Source organism: Bacteroidia bacterium, assembly GCA_033391075.1.
Taxonomy (GTDB): domain Bacteria; phylum Bacteroidota; class Bacteroidia; order J057; family J057; genus JAWPMV01.
Genome location: JAWPMV010000004.1, coordinates 67,087 through 87,867 on the forward strand (window position 1 = coordinate 67,087; position 20,781 = coordinate 87,867).

General features: G+C 42.2%; 16 protein-coding genes. 7 read left to right on the forward strand and 9 right to left on the reverse strand.

Going from position 1 to position 20,781, the window contains the following annotated elements; all coding sequences use genetic code 11:
- Positions 1-124 precede the first annotated feature (124 nt).
- The 3 genes from R8P61_34415 to R8P61_34425 are packed head-to-tail and all read left to right on the forward strand — an operon-like array spanning position 125 to position 2,519.
- On the forward strand, positions 125-883 hold the full coding sequence (locus R8P61_34415) for a 5-oxoprolinase subunit PxpA (protein MDW3652221.1): 759 nt from the start codon (positions 125-127) through the stop codon (positions 881-883).
- A complete protein-coding gene (pxpB, locus tag R8P61_34420) occupies positions 880-1,599 on the forward strand; it encodes a 5-oxoprolinase subunit PxpB (protein MDW3652222.1) in 720 nt (239 codons plus the stop codon). Before R8P61_34415 ends, pxpB begins: the two co-directional genes overlap by 4 nt.
- A complete protein-coding gene (locus R8P61_34425; protein ID MDW3652223.1) occupies positions 1,596-2,519 on the forward strand; it encodes a biotin-dependent carboxyltransferase family protein in 924 nt (307 codons plus the stop codon). Before pxpB ends, R8P61_34425 begins: the two co-directional genes overlap by 4 nt.
- Here R8P61_34425 and R8P61_34430 read toward each other — a convergent pair.
- Complete coding sequence (locus tag R8P61_34430) at positions 2,512-3,456, reverse strand: tetratricopeptide repeat protein (GenBank protein MDW3652224.1); 945 nt, start codon at positions 3,454-3,456, stop codon at positions 2,512-2,514. The genes R8P61_34425 and R8P61_34430 overlap by 8 nt on opposite strands.
- Before the next feature lie 150 nt (positions 3,457-3,606).
- Here R8P61_34430 and R8P61_34435 point away from each other — a divergent pair, with 150 nt between their 5' ends.
- On the forward strand, positions 3,607-6,885 hold the full coding sequence (locus R8P61_34435; GenBank protein MDW3652225.1) for a glycosyl hydrolase: 3,279 nt from the start codon (positions 3,607-3,609) through the stop codon (positions 6,883-6,885).
- 341 nt (positions 6,886-7,226) lie between these two features.
- Here the strand turns inward: R8P61_34435 and R8P61_34440 are convergent, their stop codons facing one another.
- Positions 7,227-7,964, reverse strand: coding sequence for a LytTR family DNA-binding domain-containing protein (locus tag R8P61_34440; protein ID MDW3652226.1), 738 nt, complete (start codon positions 7,962-7,964; stop codon positions 7,227-7,229).
- 21 nt (positions 7,965-7,985) lie between these two features.
- Entirely contained in the window at positions 7,986-11,048 is a 3,063-nt protein-coding gene (locus tag R8P61_34445; GenBank protein MDW3652227.1) for a histidine kinase, read from the reverse strand.
- A 352-nt stretch (positions 11,049-11,400) separates the two neighbouring features.
- On the opposite strand from R8P61_34445, the gene R8P61_34450 reads away from it, so the two are divergent.
- On the forward strand, positions 11,401-11,937 hold the full coding sequence (locus R8P61_34450; protein MDW3652228.1) for a hypothetical protein: 537 nt from the start codon (positions 11,401-11,403) through the stop codon (positions 11,935-11,937).
- Between the two features lie 66 nt (positions 11,938-12,003).
- Here the strand turns inward: R8P61_34450 and R8P61_34455 are convergent, their stop codons facing one another.
- Positions 12,004-12,951 (reverse strand): DNA/RNA non-specific endonuclease, encoded by a 948-nt coding sequence (locus R8P61_34455; protein MDW3652229.1) that lies wholly within the window; start codon positions 12,949-12,951, stop codon positions 12,004-12,006.
- Between the two features lie 98 nt (positions 12,952-13,049).
- Entirely contained in the window at positions 13,050-13,685 is a 636-nt protein-coding gene (locus tag R8P61_34460; GenBank protein ID MDW3652230.1) for a bifunctional 4-hydroxy-2-oxoglutarate aldolase/2-dehydro-3-deoxy-phosphogluconate aldolase, read from the reverse strand.
- 108 nt (positions 13,686-13,793) lie between these two features.
- Between R8P61_34460 and R8P61_34465 the strand changes: the two genes are divergently transcribed.
- A complete protein-coding gene (locus tag R8P61_34465; protein ID MDW3652231.1) occupies positions 13,794-14,738 on the forward strand; it encodes a 2-dehydro-3-deoxygalactonokinase in 945 nt (314 codons plus the stop codon).
- Here R8P61_34465 and R8P61_34470 read toward each other — a convergent pair.
- Positions 14,726-17,014, reverse strand: coding sequence for a PAS domain S-box protein (locus R8P61_34470; protein ID MDW3652232.1), 2,289 nt, complete (start codon positions 17,012-17,014; stop codon positions 14,726-14,728). The genes R8P61_34465 and R8P61_34470 overlap by 13 nt on opposite strands.
- 393 nt (positions 17,015-17,407) lie before the next feature.
- On the opposite strand from R8P61_34470, the gene R8P61_34475 reads away from it, so the two are divergent.
- Entirely contained in the window at positions 17,408-17,677 is a 270-nt protein-coding gene (locus tag R8P61_34475; GenBank protein MDW3652233.1) for a hypothetical protein, read from the forward strand.
- On the opposite strand, the gene R8P61_34480 is transcribed toward R8P61_34475, so the two are convergent.
- Genes R8P61_34480 through R8P61_34490 form a run of 3 tightly spaced genes read right to left on the reverse strand, consistent with a single transcriptional unit; the run spans position 17,674 to position 20,779 of the window.
- Entirely contained in the window at positions 17,674-19,500 is a 1,827-nt protein-coding gene (locus R8P61_34480; protein ID MDW3652234.1) for a tetratricopeptide repeat protein, read from the reverse strand. The two genes, R8P61_34475 and R8P61_34480, sit on opposite strands and share 4 nt — an antisense overlap.
- Positions 19,497-20,135 carry a response regulator transcription factor gene (locus tag R8P61_34485; protein MDW3652235.1) on the reverse strand — a complete coding sequence of 213 codons (639 nt, stop codon included), beginning with the start codon at positions 20,133-20,135 and terminating at the stop codon, positions 19,497-19,499. Before R8P61_34485 ends, R8P61_34480 begins: the two co-directional genes overlap by 4 nt.
- Before the next feature lie 11 nt (positions 20,136-20,146).
- Entirely contained in the window at positions 20,147-20,779 is a 633-nt protein-coding gene (locus tag R8P61_34490; protein MDW3652236.1) for an outer membrane beta-barrel protein, read from the reverse strand.
- Between the last annotated feature and the right edge of the window lie 2 nt (positions 20,780-20,781).

Sequence of the window (20,781 nt, forward strand, 5' to 3'; positions counted from 1 at the left end):
AGGCTAGTACTTTTGAAAGTGCCAGCCTTTAGTGAAAAGGTTGTAAAGATTGTTTAGGGAAGGCAATCTTGTTTTTTATGTTTTATTTTGCCTGCTAACTTCTAATTTGTTTTGGATAAATAGCATGAAACAGATCGACATCAATTGCGACATGGGCGAAAGCTTTGGGAACTTTCGGGTAGGAAATGATGAAGCCGTTTTCCCCTATATCACCTCCGCCAATATAGCTTGTGGCTTTCATGGAGGCGATCCGGTCCATATGGAAAAAACCATTCTCAATGCCTTGAAATATGGAGTAAAAATCGGGGCTCATCCAGGATATCCGGATTTAGCGGGTTTCGGAAGAAGGACCATGGACTTGAAAGCAGAGGAATTGACAGCCATTATCAAATACCAGGTTTCGGCAATCAAGGGTATGGCGGAAAGCCTGGGAGGCAAACTTTCCTATGTGAAACCTCATGGTGCCTTGTACAATAAAGCTTCAAATAGCGAACAAGAGACCCGGGCAATTATAAAAGGAATTCGTGCGATTGATCCGGAATTGATTTTTATGGGGCTTGCAGGCAGTATTATGGAGGAAATTGCGAAATCAGAAGGAATTCCTTTTGCAGCAGAAGCTTTTGCAGATAGACGATATGAACCTACAGGCCGGCTGATGTCCAGAACGAAAGAAGGTTCAGTACTCGGAGATGCAGAAGTCGCTTCAGATCAGGTGCTTTCCATAGCCAGGGATCATAGACTCACTGCCTCCAATGGAGCGGTTTTGGAAGTTCATGCCCAAAGCGTCTGTATTCATGGAGATAATCCGGCAGCTGTCGATATTCTCAAATCCATAGATCGAAAATTACAAGCAAATGGGATCTCCAAACAAAGTTTCTCATGATCAAAGATATCCAGACATATGGAGACCGTGCATTATTGATAAACTTTGAGCAAAAGATAGATGCCAAGGTCAATGAGGAGGTAATAGCCTTAAATGAATGGATACTGGATCAGGACATAAGGGGCTTGAAATATACCGTTCCTGCTTATTGCTCTCTTACCCTGGCTTATGAACCCTCTTTGCTGCAGCAAGAGGAATTAATGGAAAGAATTTCTGCTTTCGCCCGACATAAGAATAGAGACAAAAATGAGAGTGGAAGATTGCTGCATATTCCCGTTTGCTATGAAGAAGCATTTGCTGTGGATAGGAAGGAAGTCCTTTTACAAACAGGACTAAGCTGGGAAGAAGTATTGAAACTTCATACTCAAACACGATTTCGCGTATATATGCTGGGTTTTTTACCAGGATTCACCTATATGGGAAAACTTCCGGAAGCACTGTTTTGCCAAAGAAGAAAAGAACCTCGACTACGTGTACCCAAATGCTCTGTAGGACTGGCAGGCTTTCAAACCGGAATTTATCCCAGTATCGCTCCGGGAGGTTGGCAGTTAATTGGAAAGACCCCCCTGGAAATATTTGATGCGAGTCGTCCTGATCCCTTTCTCTTTCATGCTGGAGACGAACTCCATTTTCAGCAGATTGATCTGGCTGAATTTGAGGAAATGGAAAAAAAGGTAGAAGCAAAAAGTTTTGACTACGAAAGTTTGATTCAATGATTCACTTTCACATAAAAAAATCAGGACTGCAGACTTTGGTGCAGGATGGAGGGAGAACAGGCTTTCAAGCCTATGGGGTTCCACTTTCCGGGCCGATGGACTGGTTTTCTGCCCAACTAGCTAATCGCATCCTTGATTTGCCAGATGATCATCCCGTTTTAGAACTTACCCTCATTGGACCTCGGATAGAAATAGAAGGAGCGTGTCAAATTTGCCTTACAGGAGCGAATCTTTCCCCAAAACTCAATGGAGAGCCAATGGAGATGTATCGAGGCATAGATATTAAGTCAGGCTCTGTGCTGAGCTTTGGGAGACCTCTAAGGGCTTGCAGGGCATATTTAGGAATCAGAGGAAGCTGGAAAGATGAAAAGTGGCTGGGTAGTAGAAGCTCTTTTGTTTCTTCTGTGGAAAACTCCTTTAATTTCGGCGTATTAAATAATACCAGTGTTATGGGTCTTGCTCCCCTACCTCGCATAAATCCGAAAGTCTTTCCAATAGAAAGGCTTAAACCCCAGGAATCACCCTTCTCAATTCGAGTCCTTGCAGGGCCAGAATTCGAAAGATTTTCACATAGAAACATTGCCGATTTTTTTAGTCGGAATTTCGTCCTGAGCAATAACTCCAATAGAATGGGTTATAGACTTGAATCCAGCCTGCCCAGCTATCATCCTGAGCAGGAATTGATTTCTTCAGGAATAGTTCCGGGAAGCATTCAAATCAGCAATTCGGGCCAACCCATTATCCTTATGGCAGAAGCTCAAACTTCAGGGGGCTACAACCGAATCGCCAATGTCATCTATGCAGATATGCCCGCATTGGCTCAGGCCAAACCCGGCGATCACATCAGATTTGAGTTGGTACAGCTGGAAGAAGCCCGGCAAGCGGAAAAAGAATTGCGAGAATTGCTGGAGCTTATCTAAAATGTGTAGCGATGTCCTTTTCGGCTGCAATGTAGCCAAAGGAACTCCAACTTTTCCCTGCCAGAATTTTTTCAAAAACGGCTTTCGCTTTCTCTTTTTCACCAGTATAAAAATGCCAGTTTCCAATGGCATAGTTGATCGCATCAGCACCCGAACCGGGAGCTTCGGCTTTCTCCTGCAATTCCTCCAAACTTAATTCTCCTTTGTAAAAAAGATCAATATCGTGGTAGTTGAAATTTTCGATGATTTCCAGACTATCATGAATGGATTCCATATAGGCATTGGCTCCGGCTTCGTCGCCCATGCGCCTTGAGATCATATAAAGCCAGTTTGAGGCTGAAACCACATTATCCGGATTGCTGGAAGTTGCCAGGCATTTTTTATAGGCTTCCAGGGCTTGAGGGAATTCATGTTTGAGGTAATGAGCCAGGCCCAAATGGTAGTAGATATTTCCATGCAGGGTACTCACCGGGATATTGAGGGCATTGGGCATTCCATCTGGTTCGACTTCATTTTCTTTTCCTTCTCTTAGCTGGGCGGCTTTTTGAAAGTCGGCAATGGCCTCATCAAACTTACGAATCGAGATATATCGATGTCCTCTGTGTCGGTAAAAACGAGCATCTTCCGGAAACTTTTTGATTGCATCACTATAGACCTTGATCGCTTCATCGTATTTCCCCTGATACGCAATAAAACGAGCATACCATACCATAAGATCGGCATCTTCCGGATTGGCTTCAAAATTGGCTTTGTGCGTTTCAAATTTTTCGAGCAAAGCATCGGAAGCTTCTGCTGCATAAAGGGCCTCTCCCAAAAGAGAAGTTGCGGCTGCTTGCTGTGTAGGAGCAGAACTCTCAGATTCGACTTTTTTTCCTTGTTGACAGGAAAAAAGGAATAAGAGGAATAAAAAGGAAGTAGTCAGGTGTATTGTTTTCATATAGCAAGGATTGAGAACTAAAGATACGGACTTAATCTATTTGCCCAATAAAAAGCGAAACTCATAGATTGTTTTTTCATACAGAAAACTCGCTCAATAACTTGCCTTAATTGTATTCCTATTCTAACGTTTATCACCTAAAGCAATAACATGAAAGTCAGAAAACTACTATTACTGATGATCGCCGTCATATTGTGTCTTCCCGCCCTGGCACAAAAGAAAGACGGATCTCCCATGAATAATGGGACCTTTGCAGGGCTTAAATTGAGAAATATTGGGCCTGCATTCACTTCCGGTAGAATCGCCGATATCGCGATACACCCTGACAATAATAATGTATGGTTTGTAGCAGTAGGTTCCGGTGGTGTCTGGAAAACTATGAATTCCGGAGTTACCTGGAAGCCTATCTTCGATAATCAATCTGTTTATTCTACCGGTTGTATCACCATTGATCCGAGCAATCCGCACACGATTTGGTTGGGTACAGGTGAAAATGTCGGAGGACGCCATGTGGGATTTGGAGATGGAGTTTACAAGAGTACTGATGGAGGAAAGAGCTGGAAACATATGGGGCTCAAAAGCTCAGAGCACATTTCTAAAATCATTGTACATCCGGAAAATTCAGAGGTAATCTGGGTTGCTGCTCAGGGACCATTGTGGAAATCCGGAGGCGAAAGAGGATTGTACAAAAGTACAGATGGAGGAAAAAACTGGAACAAAGTTCTGGGCGATGATGTCTGGACAGGAGTTACAGACATTGTAGCTGATCCCCGCGATCCGGATTGGATGTATGCAGCTACCTGGGACAGACACAGAACCGTTGCTGCCTATATGGGCGGAGGACCTGGTTCTGGTATCCATAGAAGTACGGATGGAGGAGAGACCTGGACCGAATTGAAAAAAGGAATTCCCGGATCTAATTTGGGTAAAATTGGACTGGCCATTTCTCCCCAGAAACCGGACATCGTATATGCCGCTATAGAAACGGACAGAACCAAAGGAGGAGTTTATCGCTCCACAGATAGAGGAGCTTCCTGGGAAAAGCGTTCGAATACAGTTTCCGGAGCAACAGGACCTCACTATTATCAGGAACTCTATGCTTCTCCCCACGAATTTGACAAACTCTATCTGATGGATGTTCGCATCCAGGTTTCAGATGATGGAGGTAAAACCTTCAACCGTCTGCCTGAGCGTCAGAAACACTCAGATAATCACGCCATCGCTTTCCGCATGGATGATCCCAATTATCTGCTGGTAGGAACCGATGCAGGTATATATGAAAGTTTTGACAATGCCGATAACTGGCGTTTCATTGACAATCTGCCGATTACGCAATACTATAAACTGGCGGTCGATGATGCCAAGCCTTTTTACAACATCTATGCTGGAACCCAGGATAATGGTTCCCATGGAGGACCTTCACGGACAGACAATCGCCACGGCATCCGAAATGCAGACTGGTGGATTACGCTGGGAGCTGATGGGCACCAATCAGCCATTGAGCCCGGAAATCCCAATATAACCTATGCGGAAACACAGCAGGGAGGATTGCATAGAATTGATCAGATTACGGGAGAGCAGGTCTACATTCAGCCCCAACCGGGAGAGGGTGAAGACTTTGAACGTTTTAACTGGGATGCTCCTATTTTGGTGAGCCCGCATTCTCCTTCTACCATCTATTTTGCTTCCTCAAGAGTTTGGAAGTCGACGGATCGTGGAGATAGCTGGGAAGCCATTTCTGAGGACTTAACCAGAGATCAGGAAAGGATCACCCTGCCAATCATGGGTAAAATTCAAAGCTGGGATAATCCCTGGGATGTAAATGCGATGTCCAATTACAATACCATTACTTCCCTGGCTGAATCCCCAAAAGTAGCAGGATTGATTTATGCAGGTACGGATGATGGAATCATTCAGGTAACGGAAGATGGAGGAAAGAATTGGAGGAAAATAGAAACCAACTCCTTGCCTGATGTACCGGCTACAGCCTTTGTAAATGATATCCGTGCGGACCTTTTTGACGCAAATACAGTATATGTGGCTTTAGACAATCACAAATACGGAGACTTTAAGCCATATTTATTAAAGAGTACTAATAGAGGAAAAAGCTGGGAGTCTATCAGCGCCAATATCCCGGATAAGCATTTGGTATGGCGCATGGTTCAGGATCATGTAAAAAAAGACCTCTTATTTGCCGCGACTGAATTTGGGATCTTCTTTAGCCTGAATGGAGGAGAAAAGTGGATGAAATTGAAAGGAGGCGTACCTACGATTTCCTTTAGAGATATCACCATCCAAAGAAGAGAGAATGACCTGGTAGCTGCTTCCTTTGGCAGAGGATTTTTTATTCTTGATGATATCAGTCCATTACGCGAAATAACGGAAGACAAACTGGATTCAGAGGCTTTATTGATGGCTGGAAGGGATGCTCTTTGGTATGCTCCTCGTAGCCGCGTAAATGCTATGGGAGCCGGATATTATGTAGCTCCTAATCCTGAGTTTGGTGCGGTCTTTACCTATTACCTGAAAGATAATTTTAACACCATAAAAGGAGATCGTAAGAAAAAGGAAAGAGAATTGGCTAAAGAAGGCAAGGATATTCCTTTCCCTGGATGGGATGCATTGGAAGCCGAGCGTAGAGAAGATAAGCCTTCAGTGATGCTGACAATCAGAGATGATAAAAACAGGATTGTAAGACGTATCAATGCTCCTGCACGTAAAGGCTTGCATAGAGTAGCCTGGGATTTGCGATATGCTTCTAAGAATGCCATTCGTCCCAACGCAGCTAGAAGAGGCGGCGGCGGCGGCCGCCGAGGAGGATTTGGGGGTTGGATGGCTATGCCGGGATCTTATACTGCAACTTTATCCAAAGTAGTCGATGGGGAAGTAAGTCAGATTGCCGGTCCCGTGGACTTCAAAGTAGTGCCGTTGAGAGAAAAAGCTGCTTTGAAAGCGATTGCAGATAAAGACAGAACTTCTTTCCAAAAGCAAATGGAATCCCTTCAGCAATCCATTTCCACTGCTTCTTATATGCTCAACAATAGTATGGGCAGAGTAGACGCTATGCAGACAGCACTTTCCCGTACTGATAAGGAAGACAATGCGCTGGTAGCTAGTGTTCATGCTATGCAAACGCAATTGGAAGATATCAATACTGAGATGAATGGGAATGAATCGAAAGGAGAGATTGGCGAAAGAACCAATCCAACGATTCGCTCACGGATGTTTGTAGGCTTCCGTGGTCTTATGACCACTTATGGACCTACACCCAACCATAGAAAGAGCATAGAGGTCGCGACGGCTGAAATGAAAGAGCTGATGCCTAAACTGGAAAAGATATTTGAAGAAGACTTGCCAGCATTGGAAAAGGCCTTGATGAAAGCGGGTGCTCCCTGGATAGAGGGAACTGCAATGCCGAAGAATGAATAAGTTAGAGTAAATACACGCCAGATAAATAGCAAGGGCGCTGAGTAATCAGCGCCCTTTATTGTTTGTGTTATTCATGATTTTGCTAAAAGTCCTTTTTTGGTGTAAGTATTCTTAGATTAAGAGACCGCGTTTAAATGGTATGAAGGAATCTATCAAGTGGGGTGTTTATGCTAGATAGATCTTTGGGTATTTATGAGCAAATTGAGGTTCTGCTGTAGAGATATTGATTTCCTTATAAAGATACTTCAAATTAATGCGTCCTGAAGGGAAGACTTGGTAGCTGTGCAGCCTTTATTGGGAGCTGTGTCGATTTTCCTTGTAGCTGTGTCAAGGAAGTAAATCTATCTCATAGATAGTTTTTCAATCTGTTTCAGGAATAAATCCTTACGACGACTAGCGACTGAAATGATGACTCCATTTTTTAGTTCAACTTCTCCTCCTCTTCCTTTCGTATAGGTCTCTACATAATTGAGATTTACAATATAACTTTCATGGATACGGCAAAAATCAGGCTCAGGCAATACTTCCTGATAAGAGCTTAGGGACTTACTTACCACAATGGGAGCTTTATTTAGGACATGGCAAAGGGTATACACATTGCTGGACTCCAGGTAGATGATGTCATTGAGCTCAATGAAATGAATGCGTCCATTTTCCGGGAAGGCAATCTTATTTCTCTTCTGGGGAGAATTTACCCGGGGAATCAGGGGAGAGTCTGGCTTAGACTTTCGGGTTTCAAATCTCCGCAGGGCTTCCTGCAGTTCTTCCTCCGAATAGGGTTTTACCAGATAGTGGATGGGATTGAATCGGAAAGATTTGAGGGCAAAGTTGGGATGTGCGGTTACAAAAACGAGTTCAAAATCCTGGTAACTGCTTTGGTTCAACACATCAAAACCGTAGCCGTGTCCCAAATCTATATCGAGAAAAAGGAGACTGGGCTTCTCTTTTTCCAATAGTTTTACCCCACTTTCCACAGTCATTGCATGCGAAATCACGGAGCTGGGAATACCCATCTTCAACAACATCTGCGTTAGAAGTTGAATATTGAGTTGTTTATCGTCTATAATAGAGATTTTCATCCGTGTGTTTCTCGCTTGTGCTTATGATTCTTCTTTTTGTGTATTGCTTAATCCCTGAAATGAGCGGAATAATGAGTTATCAATTTCTGGCAGATATTTGATTTTGGGGAACATGAAATTAACACAGGTTCCAGCTGCTTTTCCCTGATTTTGGAGATCTTTGATTTCCATTTTCATGTTCAGGCCATAAAGATTGTTCAGTACAGAAATTCGCTCATAAATATTTTTGATGCCGACCTGTGTGCGAGACTTATGGGTGATGGATTGTTTTTTCAGTTCTTCTGCATACTTTCTCCCAACTCCATCGTCTTCAATGATCACCTTCAGGAAGTCTCCCTGGTTTTTGAAATTCACATTCAGATTTCCAAATCCTCGCGGACTGATCCCGTGGCGAATTGCGTTTTCCAGAATGGGCTGGATTAACATAGGAGGTACCTGGAGGTCATAGGCCATGAGTTCAGGATCCATATCGATGTATATCTTCAATTGGTCCCCAAACTGCAATTGTTCCAGCTCCAGGTAATTTTGTACCAATTCCATTTCCTCCAGCAGCGTAATAAAGCTGTATTGAGCATTTTCCAGTACGCCTCTTAACAAACCTGCAAATTTATTGAGGTACTTATCTGCTTCTTTCGACTTTTTATTCTTAACAAGGAATGAAATCGAATTCATTGCGTTGAAAATAAAATGAGGGCTCATCTGACTTTGAAGCGCCTGGTATTTCAGTTCGGTAATGATTCTTTGTCTGCGATCCTGTCGGTCCTTCCACCTCATTGCAGAAAATACCACGAATCCTACAAGGAGGGCTAACAGAATTCCCATAAGAGTTCTGAAAATGAGGGTTTGGGTAAAATGAGGAATGATGCTAAAGCTCAGCTTCTGGACCTGGGTGTTTTCTGGAGAAAGATCAGCATTTGCCCGGCTAGCATATACTTCAAAGGTATAGTTCCCAGCTTTTAGATTGGTATAAGATATGTTCAGGTTTTCGGTTTGCTGCCAATCATCTGACTGCCCAATGAGCCGATAATTGAAAAGGATTTTTTCTTCTTTCTGGAAGGAAATCGCATCAAGATTAATGATGGGATTGTTTTGCAGATGGTTCAATTCTATGCCTCCCTTTGTCTCAAATACTGAGTCCCTGCTTTGGATGCTGTTTATGTGTACGGGAATATGAGGCAGTTTATTATGTTGGAGGTTTCCCGGGTCTATCATATAGAGGCCCTCTGAAGTACCCAGAAAGACTTTGTTGTTAAATTTTACAATCCTGCCATCCGAAAGGACGGGAAGGCCCTGTTTTTTCCCCAAGGAAGCAAGTCGTTTATATTTTTGTGTCTTTGGATTAAAGCCAAATTTATCAACGCCTCCGAATCCTGAGATCCAGATGCTTTTTTCATCTTCCAGATAGCTGCAAAAGAAGTTTTTGCTGGCTGTAAGATCCTCTCCCTTTTTAAGTACCTGAATATCTTCACCCATGACAATGACTATCCCTCCTGCATAGGTAAGGTAGATATGATCATTAAATCCTATGTTTATATCTTCGAAATACCGGAGTCCCGGAACCTCGCTGAAGTCCGGAAGTAGCTCTTTGGCTGGCTTTATCTTCCCATCTTCAAAGATGTGTGGGCCTTCGCTACCTACAATCCAGAGCCGATCCTGGGAGTCCAGAGAAAGCGCATAAATACTTTGTTTAAGTTCGTCTTTGCTGACTTCAGTCGTAACCTTTTTATCCTTTATGTTAAATTTAAATAAGCCCCTTTGGGTTGATACCCAAATGTTTCCTTTGGAATCACGGACCATGATATTATAATACTCTCGGGCGAAATAGCGGCCTTTTACTATCTCCATAAGGCCCAGATTTTTATCGGAGAAGAAATATTGATTTCCCGTGAGTACCCGATCCTCGAGAGATAGCAGACTAAAGGCAGAATTTACGGTAGGAACCTCTATATTTTCTAACTCATAATCTTTGTCCAGAATACTGAGGCTTCCGTCATTGCTGCAAAACCAAAGGTAATCATCCCCAACAGCGATTTCCTCGATTTGATTTTTTCGATTGAAAGAGGGCCAGTATAATTTTTCCAAATCATTGCTCGAAAATTTGATTACCCCACCACCGACTGTACTGTACCAAATATTGGATTCGGAATCTTCAATAATGCTGGTAATATGGTACTGGGGAAGCTTATCCATTTTCTCCAGTTTGGAGAAGTCTGCTTCAGGAGCCTTCCATAGTCCATTCAGGGTACCAAACCAGAGGTTGTTGTTGTTGTCCTGATTCAGGCAGGTAATATTTGAATCGAAGGGATTTTTGGCGTAATAGTAAATCGAGTCACGATCAAAGTGCATGATTTCGTGCACAGTTGTAGCCAAATAGGTCCCATCATGAAGTTGAATAAATTTGGAAATGGGATAATCGATTAATCTATCTGAAAAGGGGATGTTCCGGAGTATCTGTTTCTCAATATTTAAAACAGATTTGAAGGATCTGCCTGTATAAATAAATTGCCCTCCAGGAAGCTGATATACAAAACCATTGGCTGCTATACGAAAGGCCGATTCTTCTTTGCTCAGATCGACCATTTCTACACTATCCGCCCCAATTTTGAAGACTTGCTCATATCGGGGCTCAGATAGCCTCTTTCCCGGGCTAGCCAGGGTGGATTTGTTATCAGCGGAATACCAAATATTGCCTTCACTGTCTTCGGCTATCTCATGCACAAAGGTTCTTTTCAATGAACTGAAAATCTTATCTGCATGTTCACGAGGAATGCCTACACCATTTTCATCCAACTGGGCAACGGCTCCCATTGCGCAGAGCCAGAATCTCCCTTGAGAATCTTCCCATAGTCGATTTGCAAAGCCTCCAAAATGTACTTCTTTGAAATTCCGGCCATTATATTTCAAGGCAGATCCGTCACCAACAAACCAAATATATCCTTTGCTGTCCTGCATGATATAGTTGATGCTATTGGATTGCAATCCATCTTCTACTGTGTACTGCTTGTACACGGTAGATATCTCCTGACCGTAAGAAGAGAGTTGTAAAGCTCCGAGCAAGAGGAGTAAAAACCCAGTAAGGCGCATGTATAGTGGTATTAGCCTAATGTAGCTGATCTTGTGTTTCACGCTTGTATTTTCCCTATAAATTGCAACGCAGTATGCTTAGGAAAAAGGTATAACAAAATAGCTATATTTTATTTGAATACCAATTCAGCCAATTCTACTCAGACTTAGTTTTTTCCTTGTTTTCTCCCCTTCTTTTTCGTCAAAAAAGAGTAGAAAAATTCTCGATTTGAACGTGCAATTCCCGCAATGGGAAAAGATGATGGAAAATGAAAAATCATAAAATACTGGTAGTCAGATTGTTATGATTGATCTTTTCCGAAGGTATAACTCTTGCCAAAATAGAGTAGCTCAATTGCTTAAATAAATATTGATGAAATACCCCAATTCACAAAATCAGCACAAAGCGGGAATCCTCATGTGGATCATACTGGGAATCTCCTGCATTAACCTTGGCTTTCTCCCTGGGATCCATAAGAGCCCGGAGACAAAGAACGTAGCACGAGCTCTTTATTATGACTTAGACAAGCACAAGAGCCTCGCCTGGAAATTGGAAACAACTTTTGATCCATATAGAGGTGGGAACTCTTTGCGAACCAGCTCGAAAAATTCAGTGCAACTTCAAATAGAGCTTAATGGAAAGTTTAGAGAAGTGAGATCTGATAAGATTTTGACAGGTAGATGGAAACTTGATGTTGATAAAGAAAGCTTGAAACTAAAAGTCGAACGAATAAACGGCAGACGTATGGGACCCGAAGAACCTATTCGCCAGTTTTCCCTTATTTCTTATAACAAGGAATACCTGGTTCTCGGAAAAGCGGGAAGACATGGACAGGTAGAAATGAAATTTAAATCCCTGTACGGCAAACCGACCAAAAGGGCAGAGGTACAAGACCTGCTTCTGTTTTAAAGAAATCTAATAGCCCTTAGCTTTTTGTACGAAAGGTAAGCCTGGAACAGCTTACCTTTTCTTTTTTTAAAAAACCAGATTAGAAATTTTGGGAGGGCCTGCTGAAAGACTTCGGGTATTTACCGTTTCCAAAATCAGTTTGCGTGGTCTGTCATCATGAAAAAGTTCCCAGGCATTGGGAAAGCGCATCCCTGACAATTCTTCTATAAAGGTAACATTTACCTGATAGGTATCAGCTTCTTCAAAATCTGCAAAAAGACTTCCTTCATCTGCTTCGAGGCCTCTACTTCGGGTCTTTTTTACGATCCCATGCTTTTTCAATAAGCCATCCTGCCCTACGAGAAAGCCCAATCTGAAAAGTTCTTTTTTCTTTCCAAAGTAAATAACTTTCCAGAATAAGGTGGGGATCTGGATTTTTTCTCCTTTTACCGGAGAAACGAATTCTGGGTCACTATCTTTAAAGATTGGTCCGGTAAAGGTATTTATCTTCAGACCGTGCTCTATGGTTTCTTCATGGAGAATATAGTCTTCTATTTCTCTCCATATAGCACGATTGACATCCTTGTGTTGAGGAACAGCATTGGTATAGAAAAAAGTTGAAGCTGCTGCTCTCTTAGCCAGGCTACGATTTCGACCCCATTGGACATCCTCACGTTTGGTCATGTGCCCTTTGTCAAAATCACTTTTGGGAGCACTATATAGTTCCTGTCCCCATTGATGTTTTCTGTCTATTCGGGGATCTTTATACCACTTATCACCTTTATTGTCGAAGATATCTGCTCTTCTTAGTTTGACAAATGATTTACCATTCATATTGGCAGCTGTAAGCAGGGGTAGTTTCCGTTCGGCATGTTGAATAACCGAATAGTGAACATACTTCAGTACATTAGTCTTACTTCTGGAAACAGGTGCCACTTTAGATTGAAGTTCCGGTGGCAGGTCAGGTAAAGGAACGGGTGTGGGGGAGGACAGAAAATCTGCCTTATATCCCTGGGCATTTTTTAGGACTTCCATGCGAGATAGTTTTGTGTCGTCTTTGCTGTATCTTTAAATATAACGTATTATTTGTTGAATGTACAGTCAGCATTGGAAGATGAGTCTATTTAATAAACTCATTGATGGATATGTTGGAGGAAATTGATGGCTTTTGTTTTGATTTTATCATAGGCTTCCAGCTCAAGATCTTCTTTATTCACCAAAGAGCCGCCTAAACCCAGTGCGACCGCTCCCAGAGAAATCCATTCTTTAGCATTATCTATATTCACTCCTCCAGTTGGCATAAGCGGGATTTGACTGAGGGGCCCCTTGACTGCTTTGAAGTAGCCAATACCCATAGCATTTGCGGGGAACACTTTGATTACATCTGCACCTGCTTCCCAGGCCATCAAAATCTCAGTAGGAGTCATGGCGCCCATAAAAACAGGGATTCCATGTTCATGGGCAGTTTCGATGATCTCTTCTTTGAAAATGGGCGTGACAATGAATTGTGCACCCGATTTAGCAGCATTGGCAGTATCCTTGCTACTAATTACAGTGCCGGCCCCTATGAGGGTATTTGCTGGAGAGTTTTTTCTCAAATGCTTTATATGATCCAAAGCGTTTGCCGAATTAAGGGTAATCTCCAATACCTCAATGCCGGCCTCCATGATCGCCTTAGCCGTAGGTAAAACCTTTTGGCTTTCTGAGATTCTCAGAATTGCCATAAGTTTATGGGTGAATATTTTATCAAGAATTTCCGTTCTTGTCATAAAAGAATAATTTCACTTTGCCTTTTTCTGTATTTATTGAGCTAAAATTTGGGAATCATTCTCCCAGATCAAAATTATTGATCGTAAATGTATCAGTATAATGTGCTTATGAGTTGCGACTGGGGTACTTCTTCCTTTCGCCTACGCCTTGTCGAGACAGAAACAGCTGAAATCCTGTACGAAATCCATTCTAATGAGGGGATTAAGAGCAGTTTTGCCAAATTCTCATCTGAAATCGGAAAGTACGATGAGATCGAAAAGATGTATAAACGCTTTCTGATGGATAAAATCAGGCTTTTGGAGCGAAAATCCGGAGCTACCCTGATGCATGTCCCAATTATTTTCTCTGGTATGGCCAGTTCGTCCATAGGCATACGCGAACTTCCCTATGGAGAACTTCCTTTTCGATTTGATCGGGTGAGCTTACCCTATGAATGGATGCAGGCTGAAGAATTTTTCCCCTATAATATTTTGTTAATATCTGGCTTGAAAAAAGAAGGGGATGTCATGCGAGGAGAGGAAACACAACTCATCGGCCTTTCAAAAGTCAGAGATATCAATAATAGCCTTATCCTGATGCCTGGAACCCATTCCAAGCATATGTTAATCGGCACAAATGAACTGCTGGATTTCAAAACTTATATGACCGGTGAGTTTTTCGAACTTATCAGTAGGCATTCTATTCTGAGCCACTCGATCGAACTTCCGGAGGATCATCATGATTACCTGGCTTTTAGACATGGAGTAAAAGAAGGGGCTGAAGGAAATCTACTGAATCGTTTGTTCCGTGTACGGACCAATAGCTTATTTGAAAAATTAAATAAGAAAGCAAATTACTATTATTTGAGTGGACTGATTATTGGCTCCGAACTAAAAGAAGTCGAGGCTTTGCGGCCAGAACGAATCTTTTTGTGTGGAGAGGGAGTGATTAAAAAATTATATAAAGAGGCCCTTTCCAAGCTGGGATATGCCGATCAGCTAGAGATCGTAGATGGAGATGGATTGAACCTTAGTGTTCAGGGGCACTTGCAAATTTTGTATCACTTGCAATGATTCATGGGCAGGCATATGGTAAATACAGCTCCTTTGCCTATTTCCCCTTTTGCACTAATATTTCCTTCATGTCGCAGGAGGATTTGCTGAACATTTGCGAGTCCAACTCCTGAACCTGTATATTTTTGTCCCGTATGGAGGCGCTCAAAGAAGTTGAACAATCTGTCCGCTTCCTTCATGTCGAATCCTACGCCATTATCCTGAAAATGTACGAAAACTTTATTAGGCTCTTCTTCTGCCCATATCTTGATTATGGGAGGATCAGAATCCTGACTATATTTTATGGCGTTTGATATGAGGTTGTCCATCATGCTATACATCATGGATTTGTCTGCATAGACTTTGGGCAGCCGAGAAATTTCCCACTGGATATGGGGAAAGCTTCTTTTGGGTGCAATGCTTTTTCTGGAATTACGCAAGACTTTGTTGAGATCGACCCATGATCTTTGGAGGCTAACTTTTCGGGTCCATGCATATTCGAGTAGATCCCGTGTCATAAGGTCAATTCTTTCTGAAGCAGAAATGATCCCTTGCAGATAGGAAATACCTTCTGTAGATAATTTATCTTTCGCTTCTTCCATCAACCACTCACTGAAGCCCTCTATATGAGCCAGGGGTGTCCGTAGGTCATGCGTTACGGAATAAATCCATTGTTCAAGTTCGTCTTGGGTTTTGATGAGTTCGTTCAACGTATTGATTTCCAGGGTAACGTCTTTTGTTGTTCCCATCAATTTTGTCCCCTGATCCCAATTTGTATAGGTACTGCGCAACCATTTTGAATGCCCATCAGGTAAATGTATCTGGTAGTCCAAACTTTGGGATTCTTTCAGGTCCTTACTTTTACTGGCGACCGCCTGAATTTTAGCCAAATCATCGCTAGAAAGCCGCGAAATGATTTGCTGATATAATTCATCTGGATTTTTTGAAAACTCCTCCAACTCATACAGCTTTGGCAAGCCCGGCGAAGGTGTAAGTTTCTTAGACTCCAGATCAAAAATCCAGGAGGAACTTTTAGAAACCCGTTCTCCCTCTAACATGAGGAGTCTTTGTTGTTCAAAGGCTTTATTTATTCTCTTGACTTCCTGATCCTTGAATACTTGTTCGCTGATGTTTTCGATGATGGCTATTACCTCAATTTCCTTTTCTCCCGTAAGTAACATCCGAGATATAGTCATCTTAACATAAATGATCTCTCCATTTTTGTGGATGTATCGTTTAACAAAGTCTGCAGATGTCTTTTCTCCGGAAACTACCTCCTTAAATAAACCCAAATTGCTATTTACATCATCTTCATGGGTGAATTTTTTGAATGCTTGACCCTGTATTTCAGGAATTTCGTAACCGATTATTTGTGAGTAGGCTGGATTTGTAAACTGAATGATTCCTTCTGTCGAACACAGGCATATTCCCATAGGGGCATTTTGTGCAAGGGTCTGGAATCTTTTGAGGCTTTGGACTTGCCTGTCTTCATAGATGGAACGCTCCAACTCAAAGGCGACATGACGGGAAAAATGAATGAGGGTCGTTTCCGGAATCCAGTCCAACTCCATTTCTTCTTCTCCAAACATCACTAAGTGTCCGATGATCTCTTCTGCTGAATCGAAAAGAGGAAGGCCATAATAGCTATGCAGGATTTTGTCCTGTAGGAAAGTGTCTTTGGGAAAGAGGGTTTGAATATTCCGAGGGAAAAAGACAGGAGCCCTGTGTTCAAAAATGAGTTCACAGGGGGTATCCTCAAGTTTGTAGGAACTTTCTCTGAGGTGATCTTTGGCCCAAAATGCTTTTGCCAGGATATTCTCTTCTTCTCGCTGGTATTCTCCGATGATCACATAGGGAATGGGTAAAGCCTCTGCTATACCTTTTGCCAGCCTTTCAAAGATATTTCCGCTGAACTCTTCTTTCTGGGTGATGTTCAACAGATTGAGAAATTGATGGAGGAGATCATTCTCGGATACACTACTCAAGGCGAGGATTGCGGCACTGTCAGACTGCTTATCTTCCCGTAAATCTTTAATAAGACTGAATTTAACCCGAACTCTTTTTCCATCTTTCTTCATGAGATCCCATTGAAAGATCTGTTTTTCCAGGAGTCCGGCAGCCTGTTGATCTAACCATTGATGAAGTTGAAATTCTTTTCCTGGCGGGATAAAATAAGAAAGATTGAGGCCCAACAATTCCTCAGGCTCAAAATTCAAAATGTCGCAAAAATCAGGATTTAGATCACGAATAACTCCTTTCCTGTCGAGTTCCACAATTCCATAAAGATTGCGGTCCAAAAATCTTGTGGATTGATTCTTTCCTCTTATCTCCCCTGCATATGTGATCACATGGTTGTCCATCTTCTATGGCTAATTTGGCCAAAAGCAAGTTGGGAAAATCGGCGCAGGAATCGCAGGATATTTTCAGGGATAACTAACGCAGAAAAATCTTGCTCTGGAAGTTGGTGAAATTTGGTGAACTGTTTAAAACAAGCCTTAGTTTGGATTATTGGCTCAAATTAAATCCCTGATAAAGAGAAAATTAAGTTGGTTTTGAGAATTTTTTACAAGGGAGTGATGACAAGAAGCAAGGACTTTCGATGTTTTAGTAAGTCCCGGGTATACATCTTGATTGACATGGAGAATGGATGAAATCTAACAATGCTATTGCAGCCTTAGTGAAACCCCCTTATGAAATACATGCTTCTATGCTTTCTTCTACTTGTTTGTCAGGCTCCTCTTCGTGGCCAGGGCAACCAGCACAAGTTTGAAAAGCAATGCCTTCTCTCCCAGGATCCAGTTAAAGGGAAAAAGAGTAAACCAGCAGCCAAGACTTGTAAGCCTGTCAAGCCTTTAGCAAAAAACAAATCCAAAACTTCCAGAAAGACTAGCCGCAAAAGAGGAAATATGGGGAATAGTGGTGGAAGGGGTAATATGTACTTTGCCAGAAATAATCCTTAATCAATACGAGGAATCTCCATAAAGAATTTTGTACCCTTGCCAGGAGCGCTTTCTATGTTCCACTTCCCTTCGATATTTTCCAGGCGTGAAGTGATGTTTCGGATTCCATAGCCATTGGTCATTTGGTCTATATCAAACCCTTTCCCATCATCGCTAACGGTAATGAGAATATGTTGTGCCTCTTCCGAAATACTGATCCATCCATGATCTGCATCCGCATGCTTAAGGATGTTGTTGATCATTTCGAAAATAATATTGTAAATGGGGTAGGTGAGTGAACCAAAATCAAAATCAGGTCCCGTATTAACAACCAATTGAAATTTGACCTTATTATTTTGCTTTAGCTGCGTCAAAAGACTTTCCAAAGCCGAGATGAGTCCGAGGGTTTCTACCTTCTCAGGCATAAGGTTGTGAGAAATGAGACGTACATCCCCGTAGACATCATTGACCAGCTCAAGGGTTTTATTCAAAATCCTCTGCGCTTTTTCATCAACAGAAGGATTGATAGCTTCCAGTTGCCAGCGAATCGCAGCAATTTTGGTATTGAGATTGTCGTGAAGCTCTACAGCCATTCGCTTCCGTTCGAGATTCTGACCTCTTAATTGAGCCAGCAGGATTTCCTGGTTCTTTTTCTTAAGCTCTTTATTCTTTTTCCGCAGACTAAAATTCAGCCAACTGATAAATCCAATCAAAATACCTCCGATGATGGCCAGCCACATGAGGTAGTCGCGGCTTTGTTGTAGATTCTTATTTTGCAGGCGGTAAATTTCTTCTTCCTTTTCTTTACTCTCATACTTTGCCTCAAGTTCTGCAAAACGCGCTGTAGCCTCCTCTTTTTTCATGCTGTCCTGAGCCGCAATGTATTTTTCATAATAATGCAGCGCCTCTTCATATTTACCTAAAGATTTATAGGTCGAATAGAGATGATTGTCGGCCCTTGCGATGAATTCTATCCAGCCAGCTGCTTCTACATATTCATAGGCCTTTAATTTAAGTTCCAGGGCTTCCTCAAAATTCCCTCCATCTTCATACACTTCGGCTTTGTCAACGTAGAGCGCATAGATCACTCCATAGTTTTGCCATTTTTCTGCTTCCTCCAGAGATTTTTTAAAATAGCTTTCAGATTCTTTTAGCCTGCCCAATCTTCGGTACACATTGGCCAGTCCCAGATAATTATCAGCTTTGAAATAACCTTGCCAGCCCCATTCTTCCAGCACCTGATCTGTGAGTTGATAATAATAGAGGGCGGAGTCAAATTTTTCCTGACGAAAGGCACTATAGTAATAGTAGTCTCCAAAAAAATTGAGGGTCAGGATCTGGTTTTTTCTATGGTCTGCCAGTTTTGCATACTTATAGCCTTCTTTCAAGCTTTTGAAAGCCTGTTCATGCAGTTGAGTATTGAGGAGGATAAAGCCGGAACCAATCAGGGCCGTAGATAAATCCTGGTAGTCGGGCCCGCTTTCTCTCAGGATTTCTATGGCTGAATTATAGTATTGCAAGCCTTGATCCATATCGCCATCCAGTTCGAAGAAGCGAGCTTGTACCCTTTGTAGAATGCCCTGAGCTTTGGGCCAGTCAGAAGCCTTACACAAAGTTGTCAGGCTATCAATCAATGCTTCGAGATTATTCTCTCGATCATTGATTTTATAGATAGCATAAGCCGCATAATTTCTGATGGAAACACTGTCTCGCTCCTGAGGATCTGCTATCTGGAGTTCTGCCTGAAATTTGCGGAACAGAGAATCTGCATTTTGCCCCTTTAGTTGGAGGCTGCCAGTGATTCCCAGAAGGATAATCAACAAATATGCTTTTCTAATACTCAAACCAGCTTGTATTTCAGCGCAAATTTAACGAGGCCGATGGAATTCCTTACATCCAGCTTTTTGAAAATATTATGTCGATGGGTTTCAACCGTCCCCAAACTGATAAATAGCTTTTCTGCAATCTCAGAAGAAGAATGCTCCTGAACAATCAATTTGATGATTTCAATCTCTCGCTTTGTCAGATGTTTGAGTTTATCTGCCTGATCCGCATCGGGATTTGCTGTAAGCAGAGATTTCATGACTTCCTGACTGAAATGCAACTGTCCCGCTGCTACTGTTCTTATTGCTTCTTCCAGCTCTTTTCGGTCTGCTTTCTTCATAACATAACCCGAAATCCCTGCTTTGAAGGCATCCTGAATCCGGTCGCCCTGGTCGTTTACAGTTAGCATCAGGATTTTCATATCCGGAAACTTCTCTTTCACCTGAAAACTCAATTCAATCCCACTGATATAGGGCATCGTCAGGTCTGTTATCAAAACGTCCACCTCCAGTAGTTCAAGCGCTTCCAGAACCTTTCGGCTGTCATTGATTGTTTTGATAACCTCTATTCCTTCCATCAGGTCAAAGAGCAATTCCAGGCTATCGAGGATGATCTGGTGATCATCAACCAAAAGGACTCGAATAGGCTTTGACATATAAAGCGATCTTAGTGAAAGAAATAAGTCAAACCAATATGGAGGCTGGTAATGGTAAAGTCAAGCTTTTCGTCCAAATTGTTTACCTCTGTACCAGAAAGGGAGGCTGTACTAAAATTGCCAAATGCAATTTTTCCATTGGCATTGATGCTCAGGTTTTCTGTGAAGAAGAAATGAAGCCCTCCTCCTGCACTGAATCCAACTCCACTGCTTTCCAGACGGAAGACATTTATTCCATCAAAGGTAATCGGATCGATATTGAGGGCATGTACGCTCAATGCGACTTCGAGGAAGGGACGTACTCTCCTCAGTGTAGCTCCAAAATTGTAGCGTCCCCCGATTTCCAGATTGCCCAGGAAGTAGCTATCCCAATCAAATTCCTGACGGAATCCCAGGCTACTAAAAGCGAGCATGAGTTCAATATTCTGATTGATGCCGTAAGCAGCTTTTAAGCCAATCCCGTATCCAGCGGGTTCCAGGTCGTCCAATTCTCCGAAAAAGACACTTTCTGAGTTCCAGCTTCCATAGACCCCATTGAGATTGAGGGAGAAGCCTTTGGTATTTGAACGGATATCCTGTGCGGATACTTTCCCCAAAAATAAAAGGAGGACAAAAAGACTGCTTATATATTTCAAGTTTTGCATGA